Source organism: Flavobacteriales bacterium (genome assembly GCA_016779995.1).
In the GTDB taxonomy this organism is placed as follows: domain Bacteria; phylum Bacteroidota; class Bacteroidia; order Flavobacteriales; family UBA7312; genus UBA8444.
In genome coordinates, this window is record JADHMO010000010.1 from 1 (window position 1) to 24,358 (window position 24,358).

A 24,358-nucleotide genomic window follows, 5' to 3' on the forward strand; every position below is an offset into this window, starting at 1 on the left:
AAGGCTGAAATTTCTTTTTGTACGTTTCTTTGTACGCATTCCAAAAAACGGTTAATTTTTGACATAAAAAAAGTGCGTGATTAAACGCACTTTTCTAGGTTAAAAAACCGATTTTGTTTTTAGTAGCGAGGGCAGGACTCGAACCTACGACCTTCGGGTTATGAGCCCGACGAGCTACCAACTGCTCCACCTCGCGATGTGAGGGCAAATATACATTAATTATATGTTTTTGCTAAAAAAATCCACATTTTATAAGGATACTAAAAAGTGTACTTTTGCAGACTTATGATTTCGGCGAATAACATATCGGTCTATTTTGGTGGTCAAGAGCTTTTTGACAAGGTTTCTTTTATGGTCAATAAAGGCGACCGCATTGGATTAGTCGGAAAGAACGGTGCTGGCAAGTCTACTTTATTGCGAATACTCTCTGGTGAGCAATCTCCCAATGAGGGTAGCATTTCTACTCCTAACGATTCTACATTGGGTTATTTACGTCAAGATTTGGATTTTGAGGAAGGACGTACGGTACAGCAGGAAGCCGAATTAGCCTTCAAAGAAATCAAAGAGCTAGAAGAAAAAATAAACGCTATTAATCTAGAAATGAGTGAGCGTACCGACTACGAATCCGAAGGCTATATGCAGCTCATTACCGACCTCAATGAATTGAACGAGCGATTTGGCTTATTGGGTGGTTATACCATACAGTCTGAAATGAGTCAAGTACTATTGGGTTTAGGCTTTCAATTGGATGATTTTTCTCGACAGACCAATGAGTTTAGTGGGGGTTGGCGTATGCGACTAGAACTTGCTAAAATACTATTGAGTAAGCCCGATGTATTATTACTCGATGAGCCTACCAATCACTTAGACATTGAATCTATAGTTTGGTTAGAAAGTTGGCTCAAAAACTACTCAGGAGCAGTTGTTTTAGTTTCTCACGACAGAGCTTTTTTAGATGCTGTTACCAACCGAACCATTGATTTGATTTTGGGTAAAGCCAATGACTATAAGGCGAGTTACAGTAAGTATGTAGAACTTAGAAAAGACCGACAAGAAAAGCAAATACAGTCTAAGAAAAACCAAGACAAAGAGGTTAAACAGACTAAGATGCTGATAGATAAGTTTCGCTACAAGAAAAGTAAAGCTGCTTTTGCTCAAAGCTTAATCAAGAAGTTGGATAAAATGGAGATGATAGAAGTGGAGCAAGATGAAACGGCTAGTATGCATTTTAAATTTCCTCCTGCTCCACATTCTGGAAAAGTCACATTGAAGGTCAATGAGGTATCTAAAAGTTATGATGAATTAGAAGTCTTAAAAGGCATTGACCTATTGTTAGAAAGGGGCGAAAAAATAGCTTTTGTAGGAAAAAATGGTGAGGGTAAAACTACTTTAGCAAAAATAATTGTAGATAGTATTCCTTTTGAGGGTCAAGTCGAATACGGGCACCAAGTCAAAGTAGGCTATTACGCTCAGAATCAGTCTGAGTTGCTAGATGAGAATAAGACCATTTTACAAGTGGTTGAAGATGCCGCCGACGAGCATAGCCGACCAAGAGTAAGGGATATGTTAGGTTCTTTTTTATTCAGTGGTGATGCCGCACAAAAGAAGATAAAAGTCTTGTCTGGTGGGGAGAGAGCTAGGGTGGCTCTATGCAAATTGCTGCTAGAACCTGTCAATTTATTGATAATGGATGAGCCAACGAATCATTTGGATATGGTATCCAAAGACATTTTGAAAAACGCTCTAAACAACTATGATGGTACGCTAATTATTGTTTCTCACGATAGGGATTTTTTACAAGGGCTGAGCGAAAAAGTTTATGAGTTTAAAGCTAAAGGCATAAAAGAATATTTGGGTGATATCAATGAATTTTTGAACGCCAAAAAAGTCATGGACTTCAAGCAGTTTGAATTAGAAAATAAGCAAAATGCATCTTCTCCAAAATCTAAGGATACGGAGAATAAAGTCAGCTATCAAGAACGTAAGCAATTGGATAAAGACATTAAGAAAACGTCTAATAAAGTAGGTAATTTGGAGCGTTCGGTAGAGTCTTTAGAAAAGGAACTGAAAGCATTAGATGCAGAATTGTCACAGCCAGACCGATACAAAGAGTTATCTTCGCAAGCAGGATTCTTTGAATCATATCAAGAAAAGCAAAAACAATTGGCGCAATACATGTCCGATTGGGAGCGCAATCTTGAACGCTTAGAAGAATTAAAACGCAAACGAGACACTATCTGATATGGAGCATAAAGCAGGATATGTAAATATTATAGGCAACCCTAATGTTGGGAAATCTACACTGATGAATGCTTTGGTAGGCGAGCGATTGTCCATTATCACATCAAAGGCACAGACTACAAGACACCGTATATTGGGTATCGTTAATGACGAGCAACACCAAATTGTATTTTCTGATACACCAGGTGTAATGAATCCAGCCTATAAGTTGCAAGAAAATATGATGGACTTTGTGCACGGTGCTTTTCAAGATGCCGATATATTGTTGTACATGGTAGAGACGGGAGAAAAAGGGCTTAAAGACGAGAAACTTTTCGAGCGTTTAAAAAACACCGATTTACCCATTTTACTGTTGCTAAATAAAATTGATAGGGTAGAGCAAGACTTCGTCAAAGAGCAGATTTTATTTTGGAAAGAATTGTTGCCTAATGCCGAGATACACCCTATTTCGGCTCTCAACAAATTCAATTTAGATTTGGTTATGGCAAGAATAAAAGCCTTACTTCCTGTATCGCCACCATATTTTGAAAAAGATGCTTTAACCGATAAGTCGGAACGCTTTTTTGTTAGCGAAACTATTAGAGAGAAAATACTCAAATACTACAAAAAGGAAATTCCATATTCTGTAGAAATTGAAGTAGAAGAATTTTTTGATGAAGAAGACATCATAAAAATAAGAGCGATAATTTTTGTGGCTAGAGAATCACAAAAGGGGATTATTATAGGGCATAAGGGTAGAGCCTTGAAGAAAGTGGGCACCTTAGCTCGTAGAGATATGGAAACTTTTTTCCAGAAAAAGATATTTTTGGACTTATATGTCAAGGTCAATAAAGATTGGCGTGATGACGATAAACAGCTGAAGCGATTCGGCTACAATAACCAATAGAAATGGGAAATATAGTAGCAATAGTTGGACGTCCTAATGTAGGGAAATCAACCTTTTTCAATAGGCTGATACAAAAGCGACAAGCCATAGTGGATTCGGTCAGTGGTGTCACTCGCGATAGACACTACGGCAAGACAGATTGGAATGGCAAGGAGTTTTCTGTCATTGATACGGGTGGATATATTGTTGGTTCGGACGATATCTTTGAGGGCGAAATACGCAAACAAGTGGACTTGGCTATTGAAGAAGCGAATGCCATACTCTTTTTAGTTGATGCCCAACAAGGTGTTACCGATATGGATATGACGGTAGCCAAACACCTAAGGAAATCCGATAAGCCTGTTTTTCTTGTAGCTAATAAAGTGGATAACGGTCAGATTATGCAAGAAGCCGTAGAACTGTATGCCTTAGGCATGGGCGATTATTTCTGTATATCTTCTATCAATGGTAGTGGAACAGGGGAGTTGCTTGATGAATTAATAGCTAAATTGCCTGATGCTGTAGCTGAGGAAGAAAGCGATTTGCCTCGATTTGCTATTGTAGGACGACCTAATGTGGGCAAGTCCTCTTTTGTCAATGCCCTGGTGGGTGAGGAAAGGAATATCGTTACTGATATTGCTGGAACAACACGAGATTCATTAGACACCCACTATACTAAGTTTGGACACGATTTTGTCCTAGTTGATACGGCTGGTGTTCGTAAGAAGAAAAAAGTCAGTGAAGATTTGGAGTTTTATTCTGTCATGCGTTCCATACGTTCGATAGAATATTCAGACGTCTGTTTGTTGCTTATTGATGCTACACTAGGTTTTGAATCACAAGACCAAAGTATTTTTCATTTGGCAGACAAAAACAGAAAAGGCATTGTTATATTAGTCAATAAATGGGATTTGGTGGATAAAGATACCCATACAACCAAAGCCTATGAGGCGGCAATACGAGAAAAAATAGCTCCCTTTACCGATGTGCCTATTTTGTTTATTTCGGCACTAACCAAGCAACGTTTGTTGAAAGCTCTAGAAATAGCCATTAAAGTTTCTGAAGATAGAAAAGCACGTATTAGCACTTCTAAATTGAATGATGTGATGTTGCCTTTTATAGAGCAAAACCCACCACCAGCTACCAAAGGCAAATACATACGCATTAAGTTTTGCACACAATTGCCAACCAAGACTCCAACCTTTGCCTTTTTTGCCAATTTACCGCAGTATATTAAAGAGCCGTACAAGCGTTACATAGAAAATAAGCTCAGAGAAAGTTTTGACTTCAGCGGAGTTCCCCTTCAGATTTTCTTTAGGAAGAAGTAGATAACCTTTGTCTTCGGCTCCGCTCAGACAACAGAATAATACCGATGTCTAAATAAACAGCCTTTGTCTTCAGCTTCGCTCAGACAAAAGAATAGTACCGATGTCTAAATAAACAGCCTTTGTCTTCGGCTTCGCTCAGACAACAGAATAGTACCGATGTCTAAATAAACAGCCTTTGTCTTCGGCTCCGCTCAGACAACAGAATAATACCGATGTCTAAGTAAACAACCGATGTCTGAGCGGAGTCGTAGACAGAGGACAGAGATGTTTGTTCAGTCTTACAGTTTTATCCTTAGCTCACCCGTAGTAGTGCGATAGACATCACCAGCACTAAGCCCACCAGTACCCGCTGCAGCATCATCGGCATAGACAGGTAAATTGGTCAAGTTAAGCTCACTAGCTTTGACTGTACCATTGACATCTAAACGTTCTGTGGGTGTAGTAGTGCCTATGCCAACAAATCCTGAGGCTGCATTACCATAAAATAATGCATCAGTAGTTTCAGAATAAGCTTGTCCCTCTATTTCAAACTCGCAAGCATTGAAAACAGCATCTCCATTTGAAGTATTTACGCCGTCAGGGAATATATATCGCACTTCATCAGCTACTACATTGGGTACGTCAGCAGTAGTCCAAGCCGAAGGCCCTGATGCAGCTGCTATAGTACCACTAGTATACACGTGAACTCCATCTTTATATAATCTAAATTCACCACCACCAGTTCTTAAATTCCAACTTCCTGTTCCAGAAGATTGTGCTTGAATTCGAATTGAAGTGATGTAGTATTTAGTATTAAAGGTGTAGCCAAAGCCCCAATCTATATCGGTTGTAGTGCGATTTAAGTGGAAAGAACCTGCTCCACTTTCTGTAGCGTCGTTAAATAAAGTTGAATTAGCACCATATTGTCGTGTGGCATTATATAACCCAAAATTGGCATTATTATATGCCTCGTCGTTAGTGACTATTTCTTGTGCCGTGCCAGTCGGACTAGCTTCTTGACCAAAATATTGAACATCACCACCATCATAAATACGCATTCGTTCGGTATCATTGGATTTGAAAACTAAATCTTGGGCATCGGTAGTTCCTAAGAAATTAGTATCAGCAATAGACGCATTTCCTCTTAAATCCCAAGGAGATAGATTCATTTTTTTTAATAGTCCATCACTTCCTACGACTACCATTTCATCACTCGTTGAACCAGTTGTCATTTCAGTTATTTTAGCATCTCCTGCTACGTGCAAATTTGCAGAAGGTGTTTTGGTGCCAATACCTACACTTTTGGCAGATACGTCTGCAAAAAATACATCAATAGCATCATCATCCGATTGTACTCCCATTATCTCCCACTCACAGGCATTGAAGACGCCATCTCCTCCGGGTGTAGTGTTCCCAACACCGAAACGATAGGTTATATGGCTAGCTTCTACGTTTATGGAGTCAAAGGTGGTCCATTCTGAGGCTGAAGTTGGTGATGTTATGACAGGGCTAGTATAAACTAATTCGTTGTATTTATACAGGCGAAATCTAGCAGAACCTATGTGTTCATATCCAGTACCATCTGACTGGGCTCGAAAACGAAGTTTAGTAATGTAATAGTTTTTAGATAAGGTATACTCAATACCCCATGGGTCTGAACTCTGTACACGTGTGGCGTGGAAGGAGTTTGTGCCTCCTTCAATAGCGCCATTAAATAGGGTAGATTCAGCACCATTAGAATGGGTAGCATTGAAATAACCAAAACTAGAACTGCTAAAAGCTTCGAAATCTGGGATGATTTTACCTTCACTACCAATCGGTAAACTGGCTAGGACGGATACATCGCCATAGCGTTGGGCTATATTAGTGGTATCTTCCTTATCTACTGACCAAGCATCTCCGTCCCCTGTTTCTGACCTTGGCGATTTTCTTAAAATGCCTTCCGAATTAACCAACACAACTTCATCCTCGTCCAACCCTACTGCCATAGAAGTTATTTTCACTCCTCCATCTACATGCAATCGTTCTGTTGGGGTGTTTGTACCTATTCCAACCCTATTTAACTCAACATCGGCAAAAAATATGGTAACATCAGGATTTATTTCCTCGACATAAATTTCCCATTCACAGGCATTGAATCTGTAGTCTCCTCTATTGGTTGTTTTTCCTGCTTCAAAGATGTAGCGAATTTCATCGGCAATGACATCTGGAAACTCATTTGGTGTATACTTCGATACCCCATCGGCAGAGGCAATTTCATCACTAGTATAGACTAGTGTTCCTCCTCTATACAGTTTGAACTTACCACCACCCGTTCTTTCGTAGAAATTTCCATCGTCTCCTTGAGCACGAAAGCGAGTACTCACAATGTGGTATGCCTTAGTGAATTTGTAACCAAAGCCCCAGTCGGCAGTACTTCCTGGTGTTTTATCGCAGTGAAAAGAATTGGCTGCCTCCTCTACATCTTTATCAAACATAGTGATGATACCCCCAAAATCAATCGAACTATTATATGTGCTAACACTATTGGTGTTAAGTGCTTCAAAACCGGGGATTACTTCTTTACCCTCGCCTGAAGCAATGGAGTCTTCATTGAATACTTGCACATCACCGTGTCTTATGGCTAAGCCAACGGTATCTTCTTTGTGAACTGACCAAGCATCGCCATCCATTCCTACACAATCCCATTCGGCATCGCTTCTAAAAAAGACGCAATTGCTATCGGTATTGTACACAATCATTCCAGCTTTCCAATCGCTTTGAGCATTGATTTGTGCCATAGTTAATCGTGGTAAATACAAAGCCTTATCGGTAGATTGTAGTTCTATGATAGACCTAGGGTCTGGGTTGTTTGTTCCAAAACCTTTTTGTGCGTATGTTATCTGTGTAAAAGCTAGTAGCGTAGCTAAGAAAAGTAATTTTTTCATTGTTTCATATTTTCTTTAAGTGTGGCAAATATACAAATTTATCAGAATAGTATATATTTTTTGTTGTCTTCGGCTCCGCTCAGACAACAGAATAATACCGATGTCTAAGTAAACAGCCGATGTCTGAGCGGAGTCGAAGACAGAGGGGTATTTTACAATCCGAAAGTTGCTTTCACCTTATCCACATAATCCAATTTTTCCCAAGTGAAAGTTTCTAAGGTCATTTCCTTAGTTTGCCCTTCTACATTGAAAGAGAACGTTTTAGTTTGTGGTGTTCTTCCCATATGTCCGTAGGCTGCTGTCTCTTGATAGATAGGGTTTTTAAGTTTTAGACGTTCTATGATAGCTGCCGGACGCATATCAAAAATGTTTTCTATAGCTTTAGCAATCTCCCCATCAGAAAAATCTACTTGGGCAGTACCATAAGTATCTACAAAAATTCCCATGGGTTTAGCTACGCCAATAGCATAGGACACTTGCACCAATACTTGTTTGCACAATCCTGCAGCTACTAAATTTTTAGCAATATGACGAGTAGCATAGGCTGCCGAACGGTCTACTTTAGAAGGGTCTTTTCCTGAAAAAGCACCTCCACCGTGTGCACCTTTACCACCATAAGTATCCACAATAATTTTTCGTCCTGTTAGCCCTGTATCGCCATGCGGACCGCCAATTACAAATTTACCAGTAGGATTAACGTGGTATTTTTCGTCACCAAACAATTGTTGTTGGCGTTCTTCCAATTGAGCTTTTACTCTAGGGATAAGAATGGTTTTAACATCTTTCTCTATTTGCTTTTGCATACTGTCTTCAGCTTCCTTTATTGCGCTTGGGCTCGAGTCTTTTGGCAAAATGAACTCATCGTGCTGGGTAGATACTACAATAGCCTCGATGCGAATAGGCTGGTGGTCGTCGCTATATTCTATAGTAACCTGAGATTTAGAATCAGGTCTTAGGTAGGTCATCTCTTTACCTTCACGTCTAATTTCTGCCAATTCTATTAGAATACGGTGCGATAAATCTAGGGCTAAAGGCATATAGTTGTCGGTTTCGTCTGTGGCATAGCCAAACATCATACCTTGGTCACCAGCACCTTGTTCTGCATGCAAACCTTTGTTGGCTTCTACGCCTTGGTTGATGTCTGCCGACTGTTCGTGTATAGCAGAAATTACACCACAGCTATCGGCATCAAATTGGTACTCCGATTTGTTGTAGCCAATCTTGTGAATAACCTGTCTTGCTATCTTTTGTACATCTACATAGGCCGAAGTCTTGACTTCTCCACTAAGTACGGTAAGACCCGTAGTTACTAGAGTTTCACAAGCCACTTTAGAGTCTTGGTCTTGGGCTAAAAAATTGTCCAGTAGAGCATCTGATATTTGGTCAGCTACTTTGTCTGGATGTCCTTCTGATACGGATTCTGAGGTGAAAAAATAAGCCATCTTTAATTGTCTTTATGTTAAAAAATTCAAGTGAAGATAGCCGATGCGATTCATTCCTGTTTTAGCATTTTTTAGGAGTGGTTGCAATCAGCCAAATTTATCCACTTGTTAAATCGTTGGCAAAATTAGAAAAATATTTTCAAGAAAAATAATTTCATTAATTTTTTGCATTATAAATTATTTTGGGCTTACCTTTGCACCAACTTATCAAGAAAGACGGAGGGAATGGGCCCGATGATGTCTTAGCAACCCTGACCAAGCAGGGTGCTAACTCCCACTTCGAATAGTCGAAGACAGATGAGAATAATCCATTCCATTTTCAACATCTTTCATGATAGGTCTTAGTTAAAGACTTATTTTATGAAAAAGAGCATTGAGGACATTCTACAAGAGCGTATTTTAGTATTAGATGGTGCTATGGGTACTATGATACAGCCTTATGATTTACAAGAGTCAGATTTTAGAGGTCAGCGTTTTATTGACCACCCTTGTAACCTCAAAGGTAATAACGATTTATTATCGCTGACAAGACCTGATATAATCAAAACTATTCACGCCGAATATTTTGAAGCTGGTGCAGATATTATAGAAACGAATACGTTTAGTGGTACTAGCATAGCCCAAGCCGATTATCAATTGGAAGGTAGTGTTTATGATATCAATTTTCAATCCGCTAAGATTGCCAAAGAAGTGGCTACAGAATTTACTGCCAAAGACCCACAAAAACCTCGTTTTGTAGCTGGTGCTATTGGTCCTACTAACCGAACTGCCTCTTTATCTCCTGATGTCAATAATCCTGCCTTTAGAGCAGTAAGTTTTGATGAATTAAAGGTGGCCTATGCTCAACAGGTGAGTGCCTTAATAGATGGTGGGGTTGATATTTTATTAGTGGAAACCGTTTTTGATACCCTCAATTGTAAAGCGGCTTTGTTTGCTATTGAAGAAGTGTTTGAAAGCAAGGCATACCGATTGCCCATTATGGTATCTGGCACCATTACCGATGCTAGTGGTCGAACACTTTCTGGTCAGACGGCTCAAGCCTTTCTAACTTCTATTGCTCATATTCCCTTACTTTCTGTGGGCTTTAACTGTGCCTTAGGGGCATCAGCTATGAAACCCCATATCAAAGACTTATCAGACCAATCTGATTTTTATGTGAGTGCTTATCCCAATGCTGGACTACCTAACGAAATGGGAGGATATGATGAATCGCCACAAGCTATGGCTAGTCAGCTCGAAACTTTTGTCAAAGATGGTTTGGTTAATATTGTTGGGGGCTGTTGTGGTACCACGCCCGAACACATACAGGCATTTGCTGACATGGTCAAAAAGTATCCTCCTAGACCAAAGAAAAAACAAGTACCTTACCTAAAACTTAGTGGCTTAGAGCCTTTGGTTTATACTTCGGAAACCAACTTTTTGAATGTGGGGGAACGTACCAACGTAACGGGTTCTCCTCGTTTTAGGAAACTCATTAAAGCCGATGACTATGAAACGGCTTTGTCGGTGGCTCGTCAACAAGTCGAGGCAGGAGCTCAAGTGATAGATGTCAATATGGACGATGGATTGATAGAAGGCCAACCAGCCATGGTGCATTTTCTTAACCTTATTGCCTCTGAACCAGACATTTGTAAAGTACCCATTATGATAGATTCTTCCAAATGGGAGATAATCGAATCGGCATTACAATGCATACAGGGAAAAGGTATTGTCAATTCTATTTCTTTGAAAGATGGCGAAGATGCTTTCATACAACGTGCCAAATTAGTGAAGCGTTATGGCGCAGCAGTTATTGTTATGGCATTTGATGAAGATGGTCAAGCCGATAATTATCAGCGTAGGATTGAAATTTGCCAAAGAGCCTATCATTTATTGGTAGAAAAAGTTGCTTTTCCCCCTCAAGACATCATCTTTGACCCTAATATTTTGACGGTAGCTACTGGCTTAGAAGAACACAACAATTATGCCCTTGATTTTATACGAGCAACGCAATGGATTAAAGACAACTTGCCACTAGCTAAAGTGAGTGGAGGTGTCAGTAATATTTCTTTTTCTTTTAGAGGCAATAATACGGTCAGAGAAGCCATGCACTCGGCCTTTTTGTATCACGCCATAAAAGCAGGTCTAGACATGGGAATTGTCAATGCTGGTATGATAGAAGTCTATGAAGAAATTCCTAAAGAATTGTTAGAACGAGTGGAAGACGTTTTATTGAATAGACGAGCTGATGCTACTGAGCGTCTTTTAGAATTTGCCGAAACCGTCAAAGACCAAAAGAAAGCGAACAAAGTCAATGACTTAGAGTGGCGTAAGCAATCGGTTGAAGAACGTTTAAAACACGCTTTGGTCAATGGTTGGATAGAATACATAGAAGAAGACACTGAAGAAGCTCGACAACAATTGGACAAACCTTTGCAAGTGATAGAAGGGCCCTTAATGGACGGCATGAATGTTGTTGGCGACTTGTTTGGTAGCGGTAAAATGTTTTTGCCACAAGTAGTCAAAAGTGCTAGAGTAATGAAAAAGGCCGTAGCTGTTTTAGAACCTTATATGCTAGAAGAAAATAGTCAATCAACAAAAGCAGGAAAGGTCTTGTTAGCTACCGTCAAAGGAGATGTGCATGACATTGGAAAAAATATTGTGGGCGTGGTCTTAGCTTGTAATAACTACGACATTATTGATTTGGGTGTTATGGTACCTATGGAAAAAATACTAGAAGAAGCCCAAAAACATCAAGTCGATATTATTGGTCTAAGTGGACTCATTACTCCTTCATTAGACGAGATGGTACAAATAGCCAAAGCTATGAAACATCAACAGATTGATATTCCCTTATTGATAGGTGGTGCTACCACTTCACGAGTGCATACGGCTGTGAAAATAGCACCCCATTATGACAAGGCTGTACACGTCATAGATGCTTCTCGTTCTGTCAATGTAGCCAATCAAGTTAGCCAAGACCACTATTTTGAAGATTTAAGTAAAGAATATACCAAACTAAGGGATAATTACTTGAATCGTAAAACAGCAAAAACCTATCTTCCTATTGATATTGCTAGACAAAATAAACTAGCCATAGAGTGGAACAAAGAGGACTTATATCTGCCCAAAAAACTAGGTGTTGAGGTTTTTGATACTATTCATTTAGAGGAAATAATTCCTTATATCGATTGGACACCATTTTTTCAAAGTTGGGAATTGCACGGTAAGTTTCCAGATTTGTTAAACGATGAGCTTATTGGTGAACAAGCACAAGAATTGTATGCCGATGCCCAAGCTATGCTTAACAACATTGTTTCTGAAAAGTGGCTTAAGGCCAAAGCCGTAATAGGAATATGGCCTGCCAATAGTAAGGATGATGACATTCATTTGTTTACTGACGAAAGTAGAAATGAAAAGCTCAAAGAAATTCATACTTTACGACAACAAACTCAAAAATCGGTCAAAGCTAACAACCTTGCATTGGCAGATTTTATCGCACCCAAAGACAGTGGTCTTTCCGATTATTTAGGGGCTTTTGTTTGTACAGCAGGTTTAGGAATAGAAGAACACATAAACCGATTTGAACAAGAAAACGACGATTACTCTAGCATTATGCTAAAGGCTCTTGCTGACCGATTGGCAGAAGCCTGTACCGAATACATGCATTGGCAAGTTAGAACTAAACTTTGGGGTTATAGCCATCAAGAAGCTTTGGATAATGAAAGTTTGATTAAAGAAAAATACCAAGGAATACGCCCAGCACCAGGTTATCCTGCTTGTCCTGACCACACTCAAAAAGTTAGCATTTTTGAACTTCTCAATGCGACCAATAACATAGGCGTTTCTTTGACGGAGAGTTTAGCGATGTATCCAGCAGCATCGGTTAGTGGTTTGTATTTCTCGCACCCTCAGTCCAAATACTTTGGCTTGGGTAAAATACAAAAAGACCAAATTGAAAGTTTAGCACAACGCAAGGGCACAACCCTTGAAGAAGTAGAAAAATGGTTAGCACCAAACCTAGCCTACTAATATTAAAAATTAAAAAATGAAGATAACCAACCACTTAAAAGAAGCTCAAGAGACATTATTTTCCTTTGAGTTATTACCTCCCTTAAAGGGGCAAGGCATACAATCTATTTTTGATGCTATTGACCCTCTTATGGAGTTCAAGCCTCCTTTTATCGATGTTACTTATCATAGAGAAGAGCATATCTATAAAAGCAAAGCCAATGGACTGTTGGAAAGAAGAGCTGTTCGTAAACGACCCGGAACAGTTGGTATTTGTGCTGCTATAATGAACAAGTATCAAGTAGATACCGTACCTCATATTATTTGTGGTGGCTTCAACAAGGAAGAAACCGAAAACGCCTTAATCGACCTGAATTTTTTGGGCATAGATAACGTCTTAGTATTGCGTGGTGATCCCATAAAATCTGAAATTTATTTTAAGCCAGAAGAAGATGGACATGCATACGCCAGTGAGTTGTTGCAACAAGTATCGAATATGAATAAGGGAATACTTTTAGAACCCGAAATAGCCCAAGATTATAAAACAGACTTTTGTATTGGGGTGGCTGCCTATCCAGAAAAACACTTTGAAGCTCCTAATATGAAATCAGATTTACAATATTTGAAACAAAAGGTAGATTTAGGAGCCGAATACATTGTTACTCAGTTGTTTTTTGACAATAAAAAGTATTTTGACTTTGTAAAAGAATGCCGAGCCATAGGGATTGATATTCCTATAATACCAGGTATTAAACCCATCTCAACCAAAAAACAATTGACGCTTTTGCCACAACGTTTTCACATTGATATTCCTAGCGATTTGTCCGATGGTATCAGCCAATGTAAAGATAATAAAGAGGCGCGTCAGTTTGGAATAGAATGGGCTATTGAACAGTGTAAAGAATTGAAGGCAAGTGGTGTGCCTTGTTTGCATTTTTATACCATGGGCAATTCTGACAATGTGTATAAGATAGCCTCAGAATTATTTTAGGCTGTCAGTTGTTGAAAATAGGATTCTAAATCTACCTTTTTGGCTTTGAGGGATTCGAGCTGTTCGTCGGCAACAATTTTGCCTTTATTGATAATAATAACTCTATTGCACATTTTTTCTACTTCCTGCATGATGTGGGTAGACAACATAACGGTTTTATTCTTACCACTATTTTTGATGAGGTTTCTTATTTCTACCAACTGATTAGGGTCTAATCCTGTGGTAGGTTCATCCAAAATAAGGACTTCAGGTTCGTGTATCAATGCCGCTGCTAAACCTACTCTTTGACGGTATCCTTTAGATAATTCTCCTATTTTTTTGTGTTGCTCTGGACTTAATCCAGTTAGCTCTATCATATCACTTACACGTTCTTTAGAACAGCCGTATAAATCGGCTATAAAACCCAAGTATTCTTTAATGTACATTTCTAAATACAAGGGGTTATGCTCGGCTAAGTAGCCTACTTTTTGGCGTACGCTTAATGGGTTTTCCTCCACATTTTCTTGGCATACCTCGACTTGCCCCTCATCAGCAGTTAAGTAGGTGGTAATGATTTTCATTAGTGTAGATTTACCAGCCCCATTAGGTCCTAAAAAGCCCACAATCTCACCTTTCTTAACTTCCAAAGAAACCGATTGCAGAGCGGCTTGTTGGCCATAATACTTGCTAACCTCTTTAACTTGAATAGACATAGTGCGAAGATAAGTCAATTGACTTAATTTTTTATCACTCCATAACGAATCATTTCATCGTATGTCAACCAATGTATAGAATCAGCACTAGCAGACTGTAGTGTGAACCAATAAAATGAGGTGTCTATGTTGATACTCTTGTAAAAGCCTAAAAACAAATGGTGAGAGCTATCTTCTCTAGCTATGTTTGCACCATCTTCAAACCCATCACTCCACGAGTGAACACCAACTTTGGCACCTTGTTCAATACTTCTTTGTTGTCCAGCAAGAAAAAAATCTACACCACCAGAAGCTATGATAGATTTTGAAGTTAAATGCGTGTTTAGTTTTTTATCATTTATCAAATAGCAAGATTTAATGTTATAATCGTCATCAATAGAGCCAGGAACATCTAGTAGTGTTAGTGTCTTTAGCTGAGGGTTTTTATCAATAAGGTTTTCCAATCGGTGGTATGCTTTTTTCCCGAGTATCCCATGAACGTATGCTGTGTCATTTCTGATTTTAAATTTGGCTGAAGTGGCTCCATATTTAACATAATTAGAAACTTCACACTGACTAAATAAGAAAATAATAAAAAGTAATTTCAGGTAGTTTTTCACTAGGCTTCATTTTTTTCAAATATAAGCAAATGCAAATACACCAATTAAGATAGTATATTTGTGCTAATGCAAGGGGTTGTTATAAAATCTACAGGAAGTTGGTATATCGTCAAAACAGATGATGGTGAATTATTGAATTGCCGTATTCGTGGTAAGTTTCGTATGCAAGACATAAAAAGTACCAATCCAATTGTGGTTGGCGATAAAGTTTTGCTCAGTCAAGAAGAAGATTCCTTTCTAATTGATGAATTGTTTGATAGAAAAAATATCATCGTCAGAAAATCGGTGAATCTCTCTAAACAAACACATATTCTAGCCTCTAATATAGACCAAGCTATTTTAGTCGTAACGATGCAAAGTCCTCAAACTTCGACGGGATTTATAGACCGTTTTTTAGTGTCTGCTCAAGCTTATGGCGTGGACGTAGTTATACTATTCAATAAAACCGATTTATACGATAAAGCAACTTTAGCTCTCTTGGAAGAAAGGCGTTCTATTTATGAGAAGATTGGCTACCGTTGTTTATCCAAAAGTACTCTAAATGATGACTTCTCAGATATTAAGGAATTGATGAAATCTAAAGTCAATGTAATTTCTGGACACTCAGGAGTGGGCAAGTCCACCTTATTAAACAGTATTCAGCCCAATTTAAATATTACTACCCAAGAAATTTCTGAACAGCACCAACAAGGACAACATACCACAACTTTTTCAGAAATGCACGACCTCGATTTTGGAGCATCTATCATTGATACGCCCGGTGTCAGAGGTTTTGGGCTAATAGAAATGGATAAGTATGAGCTAGGCGATTACTTTGTAGAATTTTTTAAGCTAAAATCAGATTGTAAGTTCAATAATTGTTTGCATATCAACGAGCCTAAATGTGCTGTTAAATTAGCTCTAGAAAATGGTGAAATAGCACCTTCTCGATATAAAAACTACCTCAATATGCTAGAGCAAGATGAAGAAAGTTTTAGAATAAACCGTTACGAAAAATGAGAGTAGTCATACAAGGTGTTTCGGAGGCTTCAGTCAGTATAGACGGTCAGATTTATAGTCAGATTCAACAAGGTTTACTCATTCTATTGGGTATAGAACATTCGGATACGGAACAAGATGTTGAATGGCTCAGTAAAAAAATAGCCAACCTCCGTATTTTTGCCGATGAGAATAATCAGATGAATAAATCTGTTATTGATGTCAAGGGGCAATTATTGGTAGTCAGTCAATTTACTTTACATGCCAAAACTAAAAAAGGCAATAGACCTTCATTTATTGAGGCGGCACGTCCAGAGGTTGCTATACCTCTTTACCAAGCCTTTATAAAACGCTTGAGTGAAGACTCCCAAAGCCAAGTTCTGACTGGCCAATTTGGAGCTAATATGCAAGTTAATTTGTGTAACGATGGCCCTGTAACCCTACTAATCGATTCAAAAAACAAAGAATAATGTCAATACAACAATTACAACAACAGGTAGATGAGTGGATAAAAAAATACGGTGTTCGCTATTTTAATGAACTGACTAATATGGCAATACTCTCTGAAGAAGTGGGAGAGGTGGCACGAATTATGGCACGTAAGTATGGCGAACAATCCTTTAAAGAAAGCGATAATTCTGATTTAGGTGAAGAACTTGCCGATGTTCTTTTTGTGTTGCTGTGCATAGCCAATCAGACCGATGTGAATTTGCAAGAATCTTTTGATAATAAACTGAAAATCAAGACGATGAGAGATGCTAATCGTCATCTAGGAAACCCCAAATTAAAATAATTTGCTATATTTGAACCGAATTAAACATCTTTTCATGAAAAAACAGAGTCCTTTAAATACCCTCTATTTCTTTCAATACTTTTCATTATACTTTATATCAATATGATGATATGATTTCCTATTGTTCGATATCTTGAATTAAGATAACCCACTAACTACTTAAACTTAAAATTATGAAACCATTTACAAACTTATATTATTCTAATAAATACCGATTTACTTTTTTATTACTGACCTTCCTGTTTCTCTTGCTTTTTATAATAATAAATCGCTCGTTTGTCTTTTTATTCTTTTTTGTCAATATGCTATATATCTTCTTGATGTATATCAATAAACCTGTACTAGTCATTACTGACAAAGCATTGATTCAAAATGGATTTTACTTCAAAAAAATGAAGATAAATGAACTCGTTAATATTATTATTAATGATTCTTATGTCATTTTTCTAACAGAGAACGATGACTTAAGACTAAATCTCAAGTATTTAGATGATAAAACCAAAGATAATTTGCTGCAATTTATTGGAGAACAATCTTTAGAAAACTATGTTTAATATGTTGAAAGTATACTACTCAAAGCGTCATAAGAAAAAATGGTTGTTTATCTTAGGGATTTTATCAGTAATCTATATTCTGTCTAATTTCTTTGTCACTCCGCCTTTTCTTCTTCATATACTACTCTTTTCTTACCTCGTTCTAATCGTGATTTCTTTGTTTCTTCCTTATTTGCATATACAAGGTGATTGTATTAAAAGCGGTAATAATTTGACGAAAACACTGAAGATATCAAAATTGAAAGGCGTTTTTATTGAAGAAGGAGAATATGTATTTAGAGAAAAAAACAAATTGCTTTACATAGACTTAGAGCTAGTAAGTCAAGAGGATAAAAAGAAAGTCATTAAATATCTGAATGAAACTAAACTGTTGAAATCTACCTACGATGCAGTAGAAGACTTGTTTAAGCTGTAGTTTTCTTAGCGGCTATAGCTTTTTCTTTAGCCGTTTCATTGCGTTCAATAGTATGATTGGGTCTATTCCATTTGACGTTACCTCTTGTCGAAAGGCACTTCTTGTAGCTTTCTTTGGTAGTTGGTTGTTTTCCATCGACGAAAGGTTCTTTAGGTTGTATGCCTAAAATGTCAAAGAGTTTCATGTCTTGATTGATATCTGGGTTGGGCGTAGTTAATAGCTTATCTCCAGCAAAGATAGATGATGCTCCAGCCATAAAGCATAAAGCTTGACCTTCATCACTCATTTCGGTTCTTCCTGCAGAAAGTCTGACTACAGCTTTTGGCATCACTATTCGAGTAGTAGCCACCATTCTTACCATTTCCCAGATAGATATGGTTTCTTGGTCTTCTAGTGGTGTACCTTCTACTGCTACTAATGCATTGATGGGCACAGACTTAGGTTGAGGGTTCATATTGGCCAAAGTGACTAACATATCGCATCTATCTTCTACTGACTCTCCCATACCAACGATACCACCTGAGCATACACTAATACCTGCCTTTGACGCATTTTCAATCGTTTTTATTCTATCTTCATAATCTCTGGTAGAAATAATTTCTTTGTAGTGTTCTTCAGAAGTGTCTAAGTTGTGGTTATAAGCATAAAGCCCAGCATCAGCTAAACGTTGTGCTTGTTCTTCAGTCATCATACCTAATGTACAACATACTTCCATTTCTAAACCATTGACTGTTTTTACCATTTCAAGGACTTGGTCGAACTCTTCGTTATTTTGAATGTTACGCCATGCCGCACCCATACATAAGCGTGATGAACCGTTAGCTTTTGCTCTTAAGGCCTGTGCTTTGACTTGTGATACACTCATCAAGTCGTTGGTTTCTATATCAGTATGGTATCTTGCAGCTTGAGGACAATAGCCGCAGTCTTCAGGACAACCGCCAGTTTTAATGGATAATAAAGTGCTAATCTGAACTTCAAGAGGATTATGGTTTTGTCGGTGTACTTGTGCCGCCTCAAATATCAAGGCCATTAAGGGTTTATTGTAAATATCTAAAACGTCTTGTGTTGTCCAACTCTTATTCATATCGTTTGCTTTATGTAACAAATATAGCTTTTAATCTGTTTTTTGAACTATAATACTTACGGCATTTCCTCCAAATCCTACAGCATTTACCATTATGCTTTTAGGTGCTATATTTTTTTGTTCTATATCCGTTGGGTAGGGGAAAGCAATAAGGGATTGTTTATTGAGCATATCTATAGCTAAGTCTAAACTTAGTCCGCCCGATGCTCCGAAAGTATGACCGCTATGGTGTTTTGTGCTTATTAGGTGTGGGCTATTTTCTCCAAATACTGTTTTGATAGCTTTTAGCTCAGCTTGATCGCCTTGAGTTGTGCCAGGGGCGTGCATTACAATAGCATCGACTTGGCTTAGACGACTGTCTTCCAAAGCCATTTGCATACTCTTTCTGATGCAATCAGCATCGGCTGATAAGGATGCTGGATGTTTGATGTGTTCTGTTGCATAGCCCAAACCAACTATTTTGGCTAATGATTTTTGTCCTTTATTTTTCTCTAAACAAAAGACGGCTGAGCCTTCGCCCAATACCATGGTGTTGGACTTGTAGCTATCATTTAGTGGGGAGCATGGCCATTCGCTATCAATATTCTTGGTATATATGCCTAACGCTCTCATTTGAGCTATGGTAAAATCACTTAATGGTGCTTCGCTACCACCCGCAATAAAACGTTCTGTAGTTCCACTTTTTATCCAAATACAAGCGTTGAGTATGGAGTGTAAGGCTGTACTACAAGTTATGGAGTGTGATAGTGTAGCTCCTTGAGTACCTAAATCGAAGGCTAGCCATGAGGCAATATTTCCTAAGGTTGTGGTGGGAGATACTAAAGGCGTCATTCTATCATTGGGCGATTCTATAAAATGGCGGTGGTATTTTTCGAAAAGTTGGGTCGCACCTCTTGATGAGCCCATATTAATCCCCACCTTGGAAAAGTTATTCCAGCCACTTTGTTTTAGTGCTTGTCTGCCTGCCATTATACCCAATAGAACGCTTTTGTCTAATCGGCGATAATGGTTATTTTCTTTTCTTAAATGTTGCAATTCATCTTCCGTTTCTGATTGTAATTTAGCGGTTGGCGTATCTCTATCATTAAAACAGCACATTGTAATGGCTGTTTCTTTGCTCTGATATTTTTTCCAAATACTATCCTTGTCGTGACCAAGTGCCGACACTGAGGATTTTGAAATGATGAGTATATCTTGCATAGGTTCAAAGATACATTTTTAGACCTTTTCCAAAGCTTTCAAAATGCTATTATAAACGGTTTGTAATTCTTGATGGCTTATACAGTATGGAGGGATAATATATAGGACATTGCCTAGAGGACGAAGTAAGACGCCGTCTTCAATAAAATGTTGGTAAAGCAATTGCTTAACATCACTAGAATAGCCACTTTCTTTACTCACAATATCCATTGCTAAAATGGTGCCACATTGCCTGAGGTTTTTCACTTTGGGGTGCATAGCAATTTGCTGAGCAAAAGTATTATGTGACTTAGAAATGCTTTTTATTTGCTCTTGACATTCTTCTCGTTCTAATAATTCTAGACTAGCTATGGCGGCAGCACACCCTAGAGGATTGCCAGTAAAGGAATGTCCGTGAAGGAAAGCTGTGCTAAGGTCATTTCCTAAAAATGAATCAAAAATAGCCTGACTGCAGCTAGTCAGAGAAATAGGTAAAGCGCCACCTGAAAGACTTTTAGAAAGACACATTAAATCGGGAGTTTCGATAAGTTGATTACAAGCAAAATAGCTGCCTGTCCTACCAAAGCCAGTCATAACTTCATCGGCAATGCATAAGACATCGTATTGCTTACATAATGCTATCATTTTGTTGAGGACTTGAGCAGAATACATGCGCATACCAGCCGCACCTTGTACCAAGGGTTCGAAAATAAAACAAGCTACTTTACCCCCTTCTAATTTTTCTTTAAGAGCTGTAAGAGTTTCTTCTTCCTCATTGGGAAAGGGTAGGTGTTCGACTTCAAAAAGATAATCTTCAAACGGTGCAGAAAAAATACTTTTAGCACCTGCCGACATTGCACCAAAGGTTTCGCCATGATAGCCCCCTTCCAGAGCTAATATTCTATGCCGTTCTATTCCTTTGTTTTTCCAATACTGAATACACATTTTTAAGGCTATCTCTACAGCTGAAGAACCATCGCCAGAAAAGAAAAATTTGTGTTGATTGATGGGTAAATGCTTACTTAATTTAGCACATAGAGTAGTGGCTGCTTGGTGGGTAAAACCTGCAAACATAAGGTGCTCTATGGTGTCGAGTTGTTGGCTCACTTTTTGGCTTATGTAGGGGTGGGCATGCCCGTGTAAGTTGACCCACCAAGAAGAAATAGCATCGATATATGTTTTGCCATTTTCATCTATCAATAATGTGCCTTCCCCTCTAACGATAGGAATGGGGTTTTCGGCAGTTTTCATCTGTGTGAAGGGATGCCATATATACTTTTTGTCGTCAGATGAAATGCTCATGAAGTTAAATGTTTAAAGTGTTGAGCAACTGCTTTAATGGTGTCTTTGTTGATGTCTTCAATTGGTGGTATTCGTCCCAATGTAGGAAGTCCTGTTTTGGATAAGATAATGTCTTCCGTATCCTTGTTTTCTTCTCCATTAAATAGAATGCCTTTTATACTTAACCCTCTTTTTTGTAAGGCTTCTACACTCAATAGTGTGTGGTTTATACTTCCCAAATAATGTTGGCTGATGAGTATAGTTTCAGCATTAAAAAGAGGAATTAAATCAATGATACAATCGGTATGATTTAAAGGCACTAATAGTCCTCCAGCTCCTTCTATGATTAGTGTGTTTTCTGTTGATGGGACTTTACAATTGGACAGTTGTATTTCAAGACCTTCTCTTTGTGATGCTGCGTGTGGCGACATAGCGGCTTTTAGTCGATAACTTTCTTGATGAAACTGACTTTTAGTATTTGAAATTAAATTGAACACTTTTTGTGTGTCACTGTTTTCCAATTCACCAGCTTGTATAGGTTTCCAATAGTCTGCTTCTAGAGCTTCTACCAATACGGCTGAACTAATAGTTTTGCCAATTTCTGTACCTATGCCTGTAACAAAGTATCTCATCATTCAATGTCATTAATAATTTGGCAAAGTTTAAGAATTTCATCCTTAGTATTGAAAGCATGTAAGCATATCCTTAAACGTTCCTTGCCTTCTTCTACCGTTGGGTGCAAAATAGCTCGTACATCAAGGTGCTGTGTTGCTAAGAGTTCGGCTATTTTTTTGGTCTTGTCATTACCTCCAATCAGCACACATTGTATAGCCGATGAGCTTTCTATCAGTCTTTTGTTTTGGCAATTCGACTTAAAATAGGCGATGTTGTTTTGCAGTTGTATTCGTTCTTTTGCAGTTGTAATGTGTTGGTATGCCCAGCTTATTCTTTTTATTGAATGAGGAGCTAATGCCGTAGTGTAAATGAATGGTCTTGAAAAATTAACCAAGTAGTCTATCAATATCTGACTGCCCACAACGGCTGCACCATGACTTCCTAATGCTTTGCCAAAAGTATATATTCTAGCGTAGGCATCTTGACATAGCCCTTGTCCTTTAGTCCCAAAAACTCCGAAAGCGTGGGCTTCATCTACAATCAATTTAGCATGGTATGTCTGGCATAAAGAGGATAGTTCTTCTAAAGGGGAGAAATCACCGTCCATAGAATAAACACTTTCTACCACCACAAAAATTTGCCCACTGGCTTGTTTCATCTTTTCTTTAAGATGATTAAGGTCGTTGTGTTTGAAAGCAAAGCTACGAGCCAATCCTAAACGTATGCCATCACGAATAGAAGCGTGGCACAGTTGGTCGTATATAACGGTATCTTCTTTTTGGGGAACGCACGAAAAAAAACCAAGGTTGGCATCGTAGCCAGAATTGAATATCAGAGCCGATTCAGTATTATGGTAGTTGGCGATTTCTTGTTCTGTTTGTAGGTGCAAATTGCTCGTCCCACTAATTAATCGACTGCCTGTAGCACCCATGGGGTGCTCATTTGGATGATGTAGTTTAGCATATCCCAAATAGTCATTAGAACAAAAGTCGATTAAATCTGAACTTGTCTTCAGCTGACGTAAAGCATTTTTGCCTTGCCTTTCAGAGAGTTTATTTTTTAATTTTTCCTCGAACATTACAAGTTCAAATATAGCATAAATTAAAGGTTGTGATTTAGTGAATGCTAATATTTGAAGCCTGTAGGAATACTTATTTTCTACTTTCTAACTTATCCAAACGTTTCTTAAAATTTTGAAGTTCATTTTTAAGTTCAGTATTTTCATTTTTGAGTTCATTGATAAGTGCTTGTTGTTCTTGAATTCCTTTAATTGCCAAAGGAATAAAATCATTATATCTAACACTATATGTGCCATTTTCATTTCTAACAAAACCTTGATCTAAATAACCAACATCCTGAAGGTTTGTAATTAGTTTTTGAGCAATAAAGCCAATTTCTCTTCCCAAAGGTTCAGTGTCTTCATTAGTTTTTCTAATATAATCTACGACTTCAAGTTTGTTGATTAGATTTAAACCATAGCTTAAGGGTTTAATATCACGTTTCCATGTCGAATCTGAAGATACACTCCAGGCAACTTGCATAGCACCATATTGAATATTACTGTTTCCAATTCTAACTCTATTATTATAATTATCTCCAATATCTGCACGATTTCCAATACCTATATTATTACTTCCAGTAGTAACAGAATATAATGTACCATATCCAATTGCAGTATTTCGATATCCAGTTGTGATATCTTCCAAACTACTTGCCCCTAAACCACAATTTTTATAGCCAGTACTGTTTGAGTATAAAGAATAGCTTCCTACTGATACATTTTCATATCCTTGGGTGTTTTCAATCATAGCTTTATTGCCAATAGCTGTGTTTCTTACTCCAGTAGTATTATATCTTAATGCTCTCGTGCCAACAGCTGTATTTCTATATCCAGTAGAGTTAAGTGCACCTGACTTATATCCAATAAATACATTAAGTTCTTGATTGGAGGTGTTTGCTAAACTTGTTTCTTCGCCTATAGAAATAGAACCATTAGAGTTTAAAAACTCTAGTCTTGAGGGTTTCATTTTGAAAGCATTGATGTTTTGAATGGTAACGTCTACTATGTCGTTGTCCATGCCATTATCAACGATGATATAGGTGTCTTTATCTCTATCTATTAATGAACCAACAGGAAGCCAATTAGTGCCGTCAAATTTATAGACTTTTTTATCAGTTTGATTATAAGCTAGATTGCCACTCGTTGAGTTATTAATTGCATTCAAATTTGTAACATTTGATATGTTATGAAGTTTAATAAGTCGGTAACCATCAGAAATTTGTGATTGAGCTTTGAAAAAGAAAAGTAATACTAAAGGAGTAATAAGTAGATTTTTCATAGGGCAATAGGAATTTAATGTGTAGCTAATATATAAAAAAAGAGGGATACTTAGTAGCCCTCTTTA

At 38.0% G+C, this 24,358-nt stretch carries 20 protein-coding genes, 1 tRNA gene and 1 riboswitch; of the genes, 10 read left to right on the forward strand and 11 right to left on the reverse strand.

Annotated elements, in window-relative coordinates:
• Positions 1-123 precede the first annotated feature (123 nt).
• A tRNA-Met gene (locus ISP71_06745) sits at positions 124-196 on the reverse strand.
• A gap of 89 nt (positions 197-285) precedes the next feature.
• On the opposite strand from ISP71_06745, the gene ISP71_06750 reads away from it, so the two are divergent.
• Genes ISP71_06750 through der form a run of 3 tightly spaced genes read left to right on the forward strand, consistent with a single transcriptional unit; the run spans position 286 to position 4,434 of the window.
• On the forward strand, positions 286-2,241 hold the full coding sequence (locus ISP71_06750; GenBank protein ID MBL6663783.1) for an ABC-F family ATP-binding cassette domain-containing protein: 1,956 nt from the start codon (positions 286-288) through the stop codon (positions 2,239-2,241).
• 1 nt (position 2,242) lies between these two features.
• A complete protein-coding gene (gene era, locus ISP71_06755) occupies positions 2,243-3,127 on the forward strand; it encodes a GTPase Era (GenBank protein MBL6663784.1) in 885 nt (294 codons plus the stop codon).
• Positions 3,128-3,129: 2 nt separating this feature from the next.
• Positions 3,130-4,434 (forward strand): ribosome biogenesis GTPase Der, encoded by a 1,305-nt coding sequence (der, locus tag ISP71_06760; GenBank protein ID MBL6663785.1) that lies wholly within the window; start codon positions 3,130-3,132, stop codon positions 4,432-4,434.
• Positions 4,435-4,712: 278 nt separating this feature from the next.
• Here the strand turns inward: der and ISP71_06765 are convergent, their stop codons facing one another.
• Positions 4,713-7,340 carry a hypothetical protein gene (locus tag ISP71_06765; protein MBL6663786.1) on the reverse strand — a complete coding sequence of 876 codons (2,628 nt, stop codon included), beginning with the start codon at positions 7,338-7,340 and terminating at the stop codon, positions 4,713-4,715.
• 152 nt (positions 7,341-7,492) lie between these two features.
• Positions 7,493-8,782 (reverse strand): methionine adenosyltransferase, encoded by a 1,290-nt coding sequence (locus ISP71_06770; protein MBL6663787.1) that lies wholly within the window; start codon positions 8,780-8,782, stop codon positions 7,493-7,495.
• Positions 8,783-8,983: 201 nt separating this feature from the next.
• A riboswitch (SAM riboswitch) is annotated at positions 8,984-9,086 on the forward strand.
• Between the two features lie 56 nt (positions 9,087-9,142).
• Between ISP71_06770 and metH the strand changes: the two genes are divergently transcribed.
• Together metH and metF are read left to right on the forward strand one after the other, a co-directional pair.
• Entirely contained in the window at positions 9,143-12,793 is a 3,651-nt protein-coding gene (gene metH / locus ISP71_06775; GenBank protein ID MBL6663788.1) for a methionine synthase, read from the forward strand.
• Positions 12,794-12,809: 16 nt separating this feature from the next.
• Positions 12,810-13,763, forward strand: a complete 954-nt coding sequence (gene metF, locus ISP71_06780; GenBank protein ID MBL6663789.1) for a methylenetetrahydrofolate reductase [NAD(P)H] — start codon at positions 12,810-12,812, stop codon at positions 13,761-13,763.
• Here the strand turns inward: metF and ISP71_06785 are convergent.
• Together ISP71_06785 and ISP71_06790 are read right to left on the reverse strand one after the other, a co-directional pair.
• Positions 13,760-14,455, reverse strand: coding sequence for an ATP-binding cassette domain-containing protein (locus ISP71_06785; GenBank protein ID MBL6663790.1), 696 nt, complete (start codon positions 14,453-14,455; stop codon positions 13,760-13,762). The two genes, metF and ISP71_06785, sit on opposite strands and share 4 nt — an antisense overlap.
• Before the next feature lie 23 nt (positions 14,456-14,478).
• On the reverse strand, positions 14,479-15,054 hold the full coding sequence (locus ISP71_06790; GenBank protein ID MBL6663791.1) for a hypothetical protein: 576 nt from the start codon (positions 15,052-15,054) through the stop codon (positions 14,479-14,481).
• A gap of 66 nt (positions 15,055-15,120) precedes the next feature.
• Here ISP71_06790 and rsgA point away from each other — a divergent pair, with 66 nt between their 5' ends.
• The 5 genes from rsgA to ISP71_06815 all read left to right on the forward strand — a co-directional run bounded on the left by rsgA (position 15,121) and on the right by ISP71_06815 (position 17,794).
• Positions 15,121-16,053, forward strand: a complete 933-nt coding sequence (gene rsgA, locus ISP71_06795; GenBank protein ID MBL6663792.1) for a ribosome small subunit-dependent GTPase A — start codon at positions 15,121-15,123, stop codon at positions 16,051-16,053.
• Positions 16,050-16,502 (forward strand): D-tyrosyl-tRNA(Tyr) deacylase, encoded by a 453-nt coding sequence (locus tag ISP71_06800; protein ID MBL6663793.1) that lies wholly within the window; start codon positions 16,050-16,052, stop codon positions 16,500-16,502. The genes rsgA and ISP71_06800 overlap by 4 nt, the downstream gene beginning before the upstream one ends.
• On the forward strand, positions 16,502-16,825 hold the full coding sequence (locus ISP71_06805) for a nucleotide pyrophosphohydrolase (protein MBL6663794.1): 324 nt from the start codon (positions 16,502-16,504) through the stop codon (positions 16,823-16,825). The genes ISP71_06800 and ISP71_06805 overlap by 1 nt, the downstream gene beginning before the upstream one ends.
• A gap of 302 nt (positions 16,826-17,127) precedes the next feature.
• Entirely contained in the window at positions 17,128-17,379 is a 252-nt protein-coding gene (locus ISP71_06810) for a hypothetical protein (protein MBL6663795.1), read from the forward strand.
• Between the two features lies 1 nt (position 17,380).
• The gene (locus ISP71_06815) at positions 17,381-17,794 is read left to right on the forward strand and encodes a hypothetical protein (protein ID MBL6663796.1); all 414 of its coding nucleotides are present in this window, start codon (positions 17,381-17,383) and stop codon (positions 17,792-17,794) included.
• On the opposite strand, the gene bioB is transcribed toward ISP71_06815, so the two are convergent.
• The 6 genes from bioB to ISP71_06845 all read right to left on the reverse strand — a co-directional run bounded on the left by bioB (position 17,784) and on the right by ISP71_06845 (position 24,292).
• Complete coding sequence (gene bioB, locus ISP71_06820) at positions 17,784-18,878, reverse strand: biotin synthase BioB (protein ID MBL6663797.1); 1,095 nt, start codon at positions 18,876-18,878, stop codon at positions 17,784-17,786. The two genes, ISP71_06815 and bioB, sit on opposite strands and share 11 nt — an antisense overlap.
• Positions 18,879-18,908: 30 nt before the next feature.
• The gene (locus tag ISP71_06825) at positions 18,909-20,078 is read right to left on the reverse strand and encodes a beta-ketoacyl synthase (protein MBL6663798.1); all 1,170 of its coding nucleotides are present in this window, start codon (positions 20,076-20,078) and stop codon (positions 18,909-18,911) included.
• A gap of 18 nt (positions 20,079-20,096) precedes the next feature.
• Entirely contained in the window at positions 20,097-21,359 is a 1,263-nt protein-coding gene (gene bioA / locus ISP71_06830; protein ID MBL6663799.1) for an adenosylmethionine--8-amino-7-oxononanoate transaminase, read from the reverse strand.
• The gene (bioD, locus tag ISP71_06835; protein MBL6663800.1) at positions 21,356-21,970 is read right to left on the reverse strand and encodes a dethiobiotin synthase; all 615 of its coding nucleotides are present in this window, start codon (positions 21,968-21,970) and stop codon (positions 21,356-21,358) included. Before bioD ends, bioA begins: the two co-directional genes overlap by 4 nt.
• Positions 21,970-23,031 (reverse strand): 8-amino-7-oxononanoate synthase, encoded by a 1,062-nt coding sequence (locus ISP71_06840; GenBank protein MBL6663801.1) that lies wholly within the window; start codon positions 23,029-23,031, stop codon positions 21,970-21,972. Before ISP71_06840 ends, bioD begins: the two co-directional genes overlap by 1 nt.
• Positions 23,032-23,104: 73 nt before the next feature.
• Positions 23,105-24,292: a tail fiber domain-containing protein gene (locus tag ISP71_06845; protein MBL6663802.1), complete on the reverse strand. Its 1,188-nt coding sequence runs from the start codon at positions 24,290-24,292 to the stop codon at positions 23,105-23,107.
• Between the last annotated feature and the right edge of the window lie 66 nt (positions 24,293-24,358).

Excerpts from the sequence above, each read along its gene's own strand:
- ISP71_06750 (MBL6663783.1), top strand. The coding sequence starts at position 286 with ATGATTTCGGCGAATAACATATCGGTCTATTTTGGTGGTCAAGAGCTT.
- era (MBL6663784.1), top strand. The coding sequence starts at position 2,243 with ATGGAGCATAAAGCAGGATATGTAAATATTATAGGCAACCCTAATGTT.
- der (MBL6663785.1), top strand. The coding sequence starts at position 3,130 with ATGGGAAATATAGTAGCAATAGTTGGACGTCCTAATGTAGGGAAATCA.
- ISP71_06765 (MBL6663786.1), bottom strand. The coding sequence starts at position 7,340 with ATGAAAAAATTACTTTTCTTAGCTACGCTACTAGCTTTTACACAGATA.
- ISP71_06770 (MBL6663787.1), bottom strand. The coding sequence starts at position 8,782 with ATGGCTTATTTTTTCACCTCAGAATCCGTATCAGAAGGACATCCAGAC.
- metH (MBL6663788.1), top strand. The coding sequence starts at position 9,143 with ATGAAAAAGAGCATTGAGGACATTCTACAAGAGCGTATTTTAGTATTA.
- metF (MBL6663789.1), top strand. The coding sequence starts at position 12,810 with ATGAAGATAACCAACCACTTAAAAGAAGCTCAAGAGACATTATTTTCC.
- ISP71_06785 (MBL6663790.1), bottom strand. The coding sequence starts at position 14,455 with ATGTCTATTCAAGTTAAAGAGGTTAGCAAGTATTATGGCCAACAAGCC.
- rsgA (MBL6663792.1), top strand. The coding sequence starts at position 15,121 with ATGCAAGGGGTTGTTATAAAATCTACAGGAAGTTGGTATATCGTCAAA.
- ISP71_06800 (MBL6663793.1), top strand. The coding sequence starts at position 16,050 with ATGAGAGTAGTCATACAAGGTGTTTCGGAGGCTTCAGTCAGTATAGAC.
- ISP71_06805 (MBL6663794.1), top strand. The coding sequence starts at position 16,502 with ATGTCAATACAACAATTACAACAACAGGTAGATGAGTGGATAAAAAAA.
- ISP71_06810 (MBL6663795.1), top strand. The coding sequence starts at position 17,128 with ATGCTATATATCTTCTTGATGTATATCAATAAACCTGTACTAGTCATT.
- ISP71_06815 (MBL6663796.1), top strand. The coding sequence starts at position 17,381 with ATGTTGAAAGTATACTACTCAAAGCGTCATAAGAAAAAATGGTTGTTT.
- bioB (MBL6663797.1), bottom strand. The coding sequence starts at position 18,878 with ATGAATAAGAGTTGGACAACACAAGACGTTTTAGATATTTACAATAAA.
- ISP71_06825 (MBL6663798.1), bottom strand. The coding sequence starts at position 20,078 with ATGCAAGATATACTCATCATTTCAAAATCCTCAGTGTCGGCACTTGGT.
- bioA (MBL6663799.1), bottom strand. The coding sequence starts at position 21,359 with ATGAGCATTTCATCTGACGACAAAAAGTATATATGGCATCCCTTCACA.
- bioD (MBL6663800.1), bottom strand. The coding sequence starts at position 21,970 with ATGAGATACTTTGTTACAGGCATAGGTACAGAAATTGGCAAAACTATT.
- ISP71_06840 (MBL6663801.1), bottom strand. The coding sequence starts at position 23,031 with ATGTTCGAGGAAAAATTAAAAAATAAACTCTCTGAAAGGCAAGGCAAA.
- ISP71_06845 (MBL6663802.1), bottom strand. The coding sequence starts at position 24,292 with ATGAAAAATCTACTTATTACTCCTTTAGTATTACTTTTCTTTTTCAAA.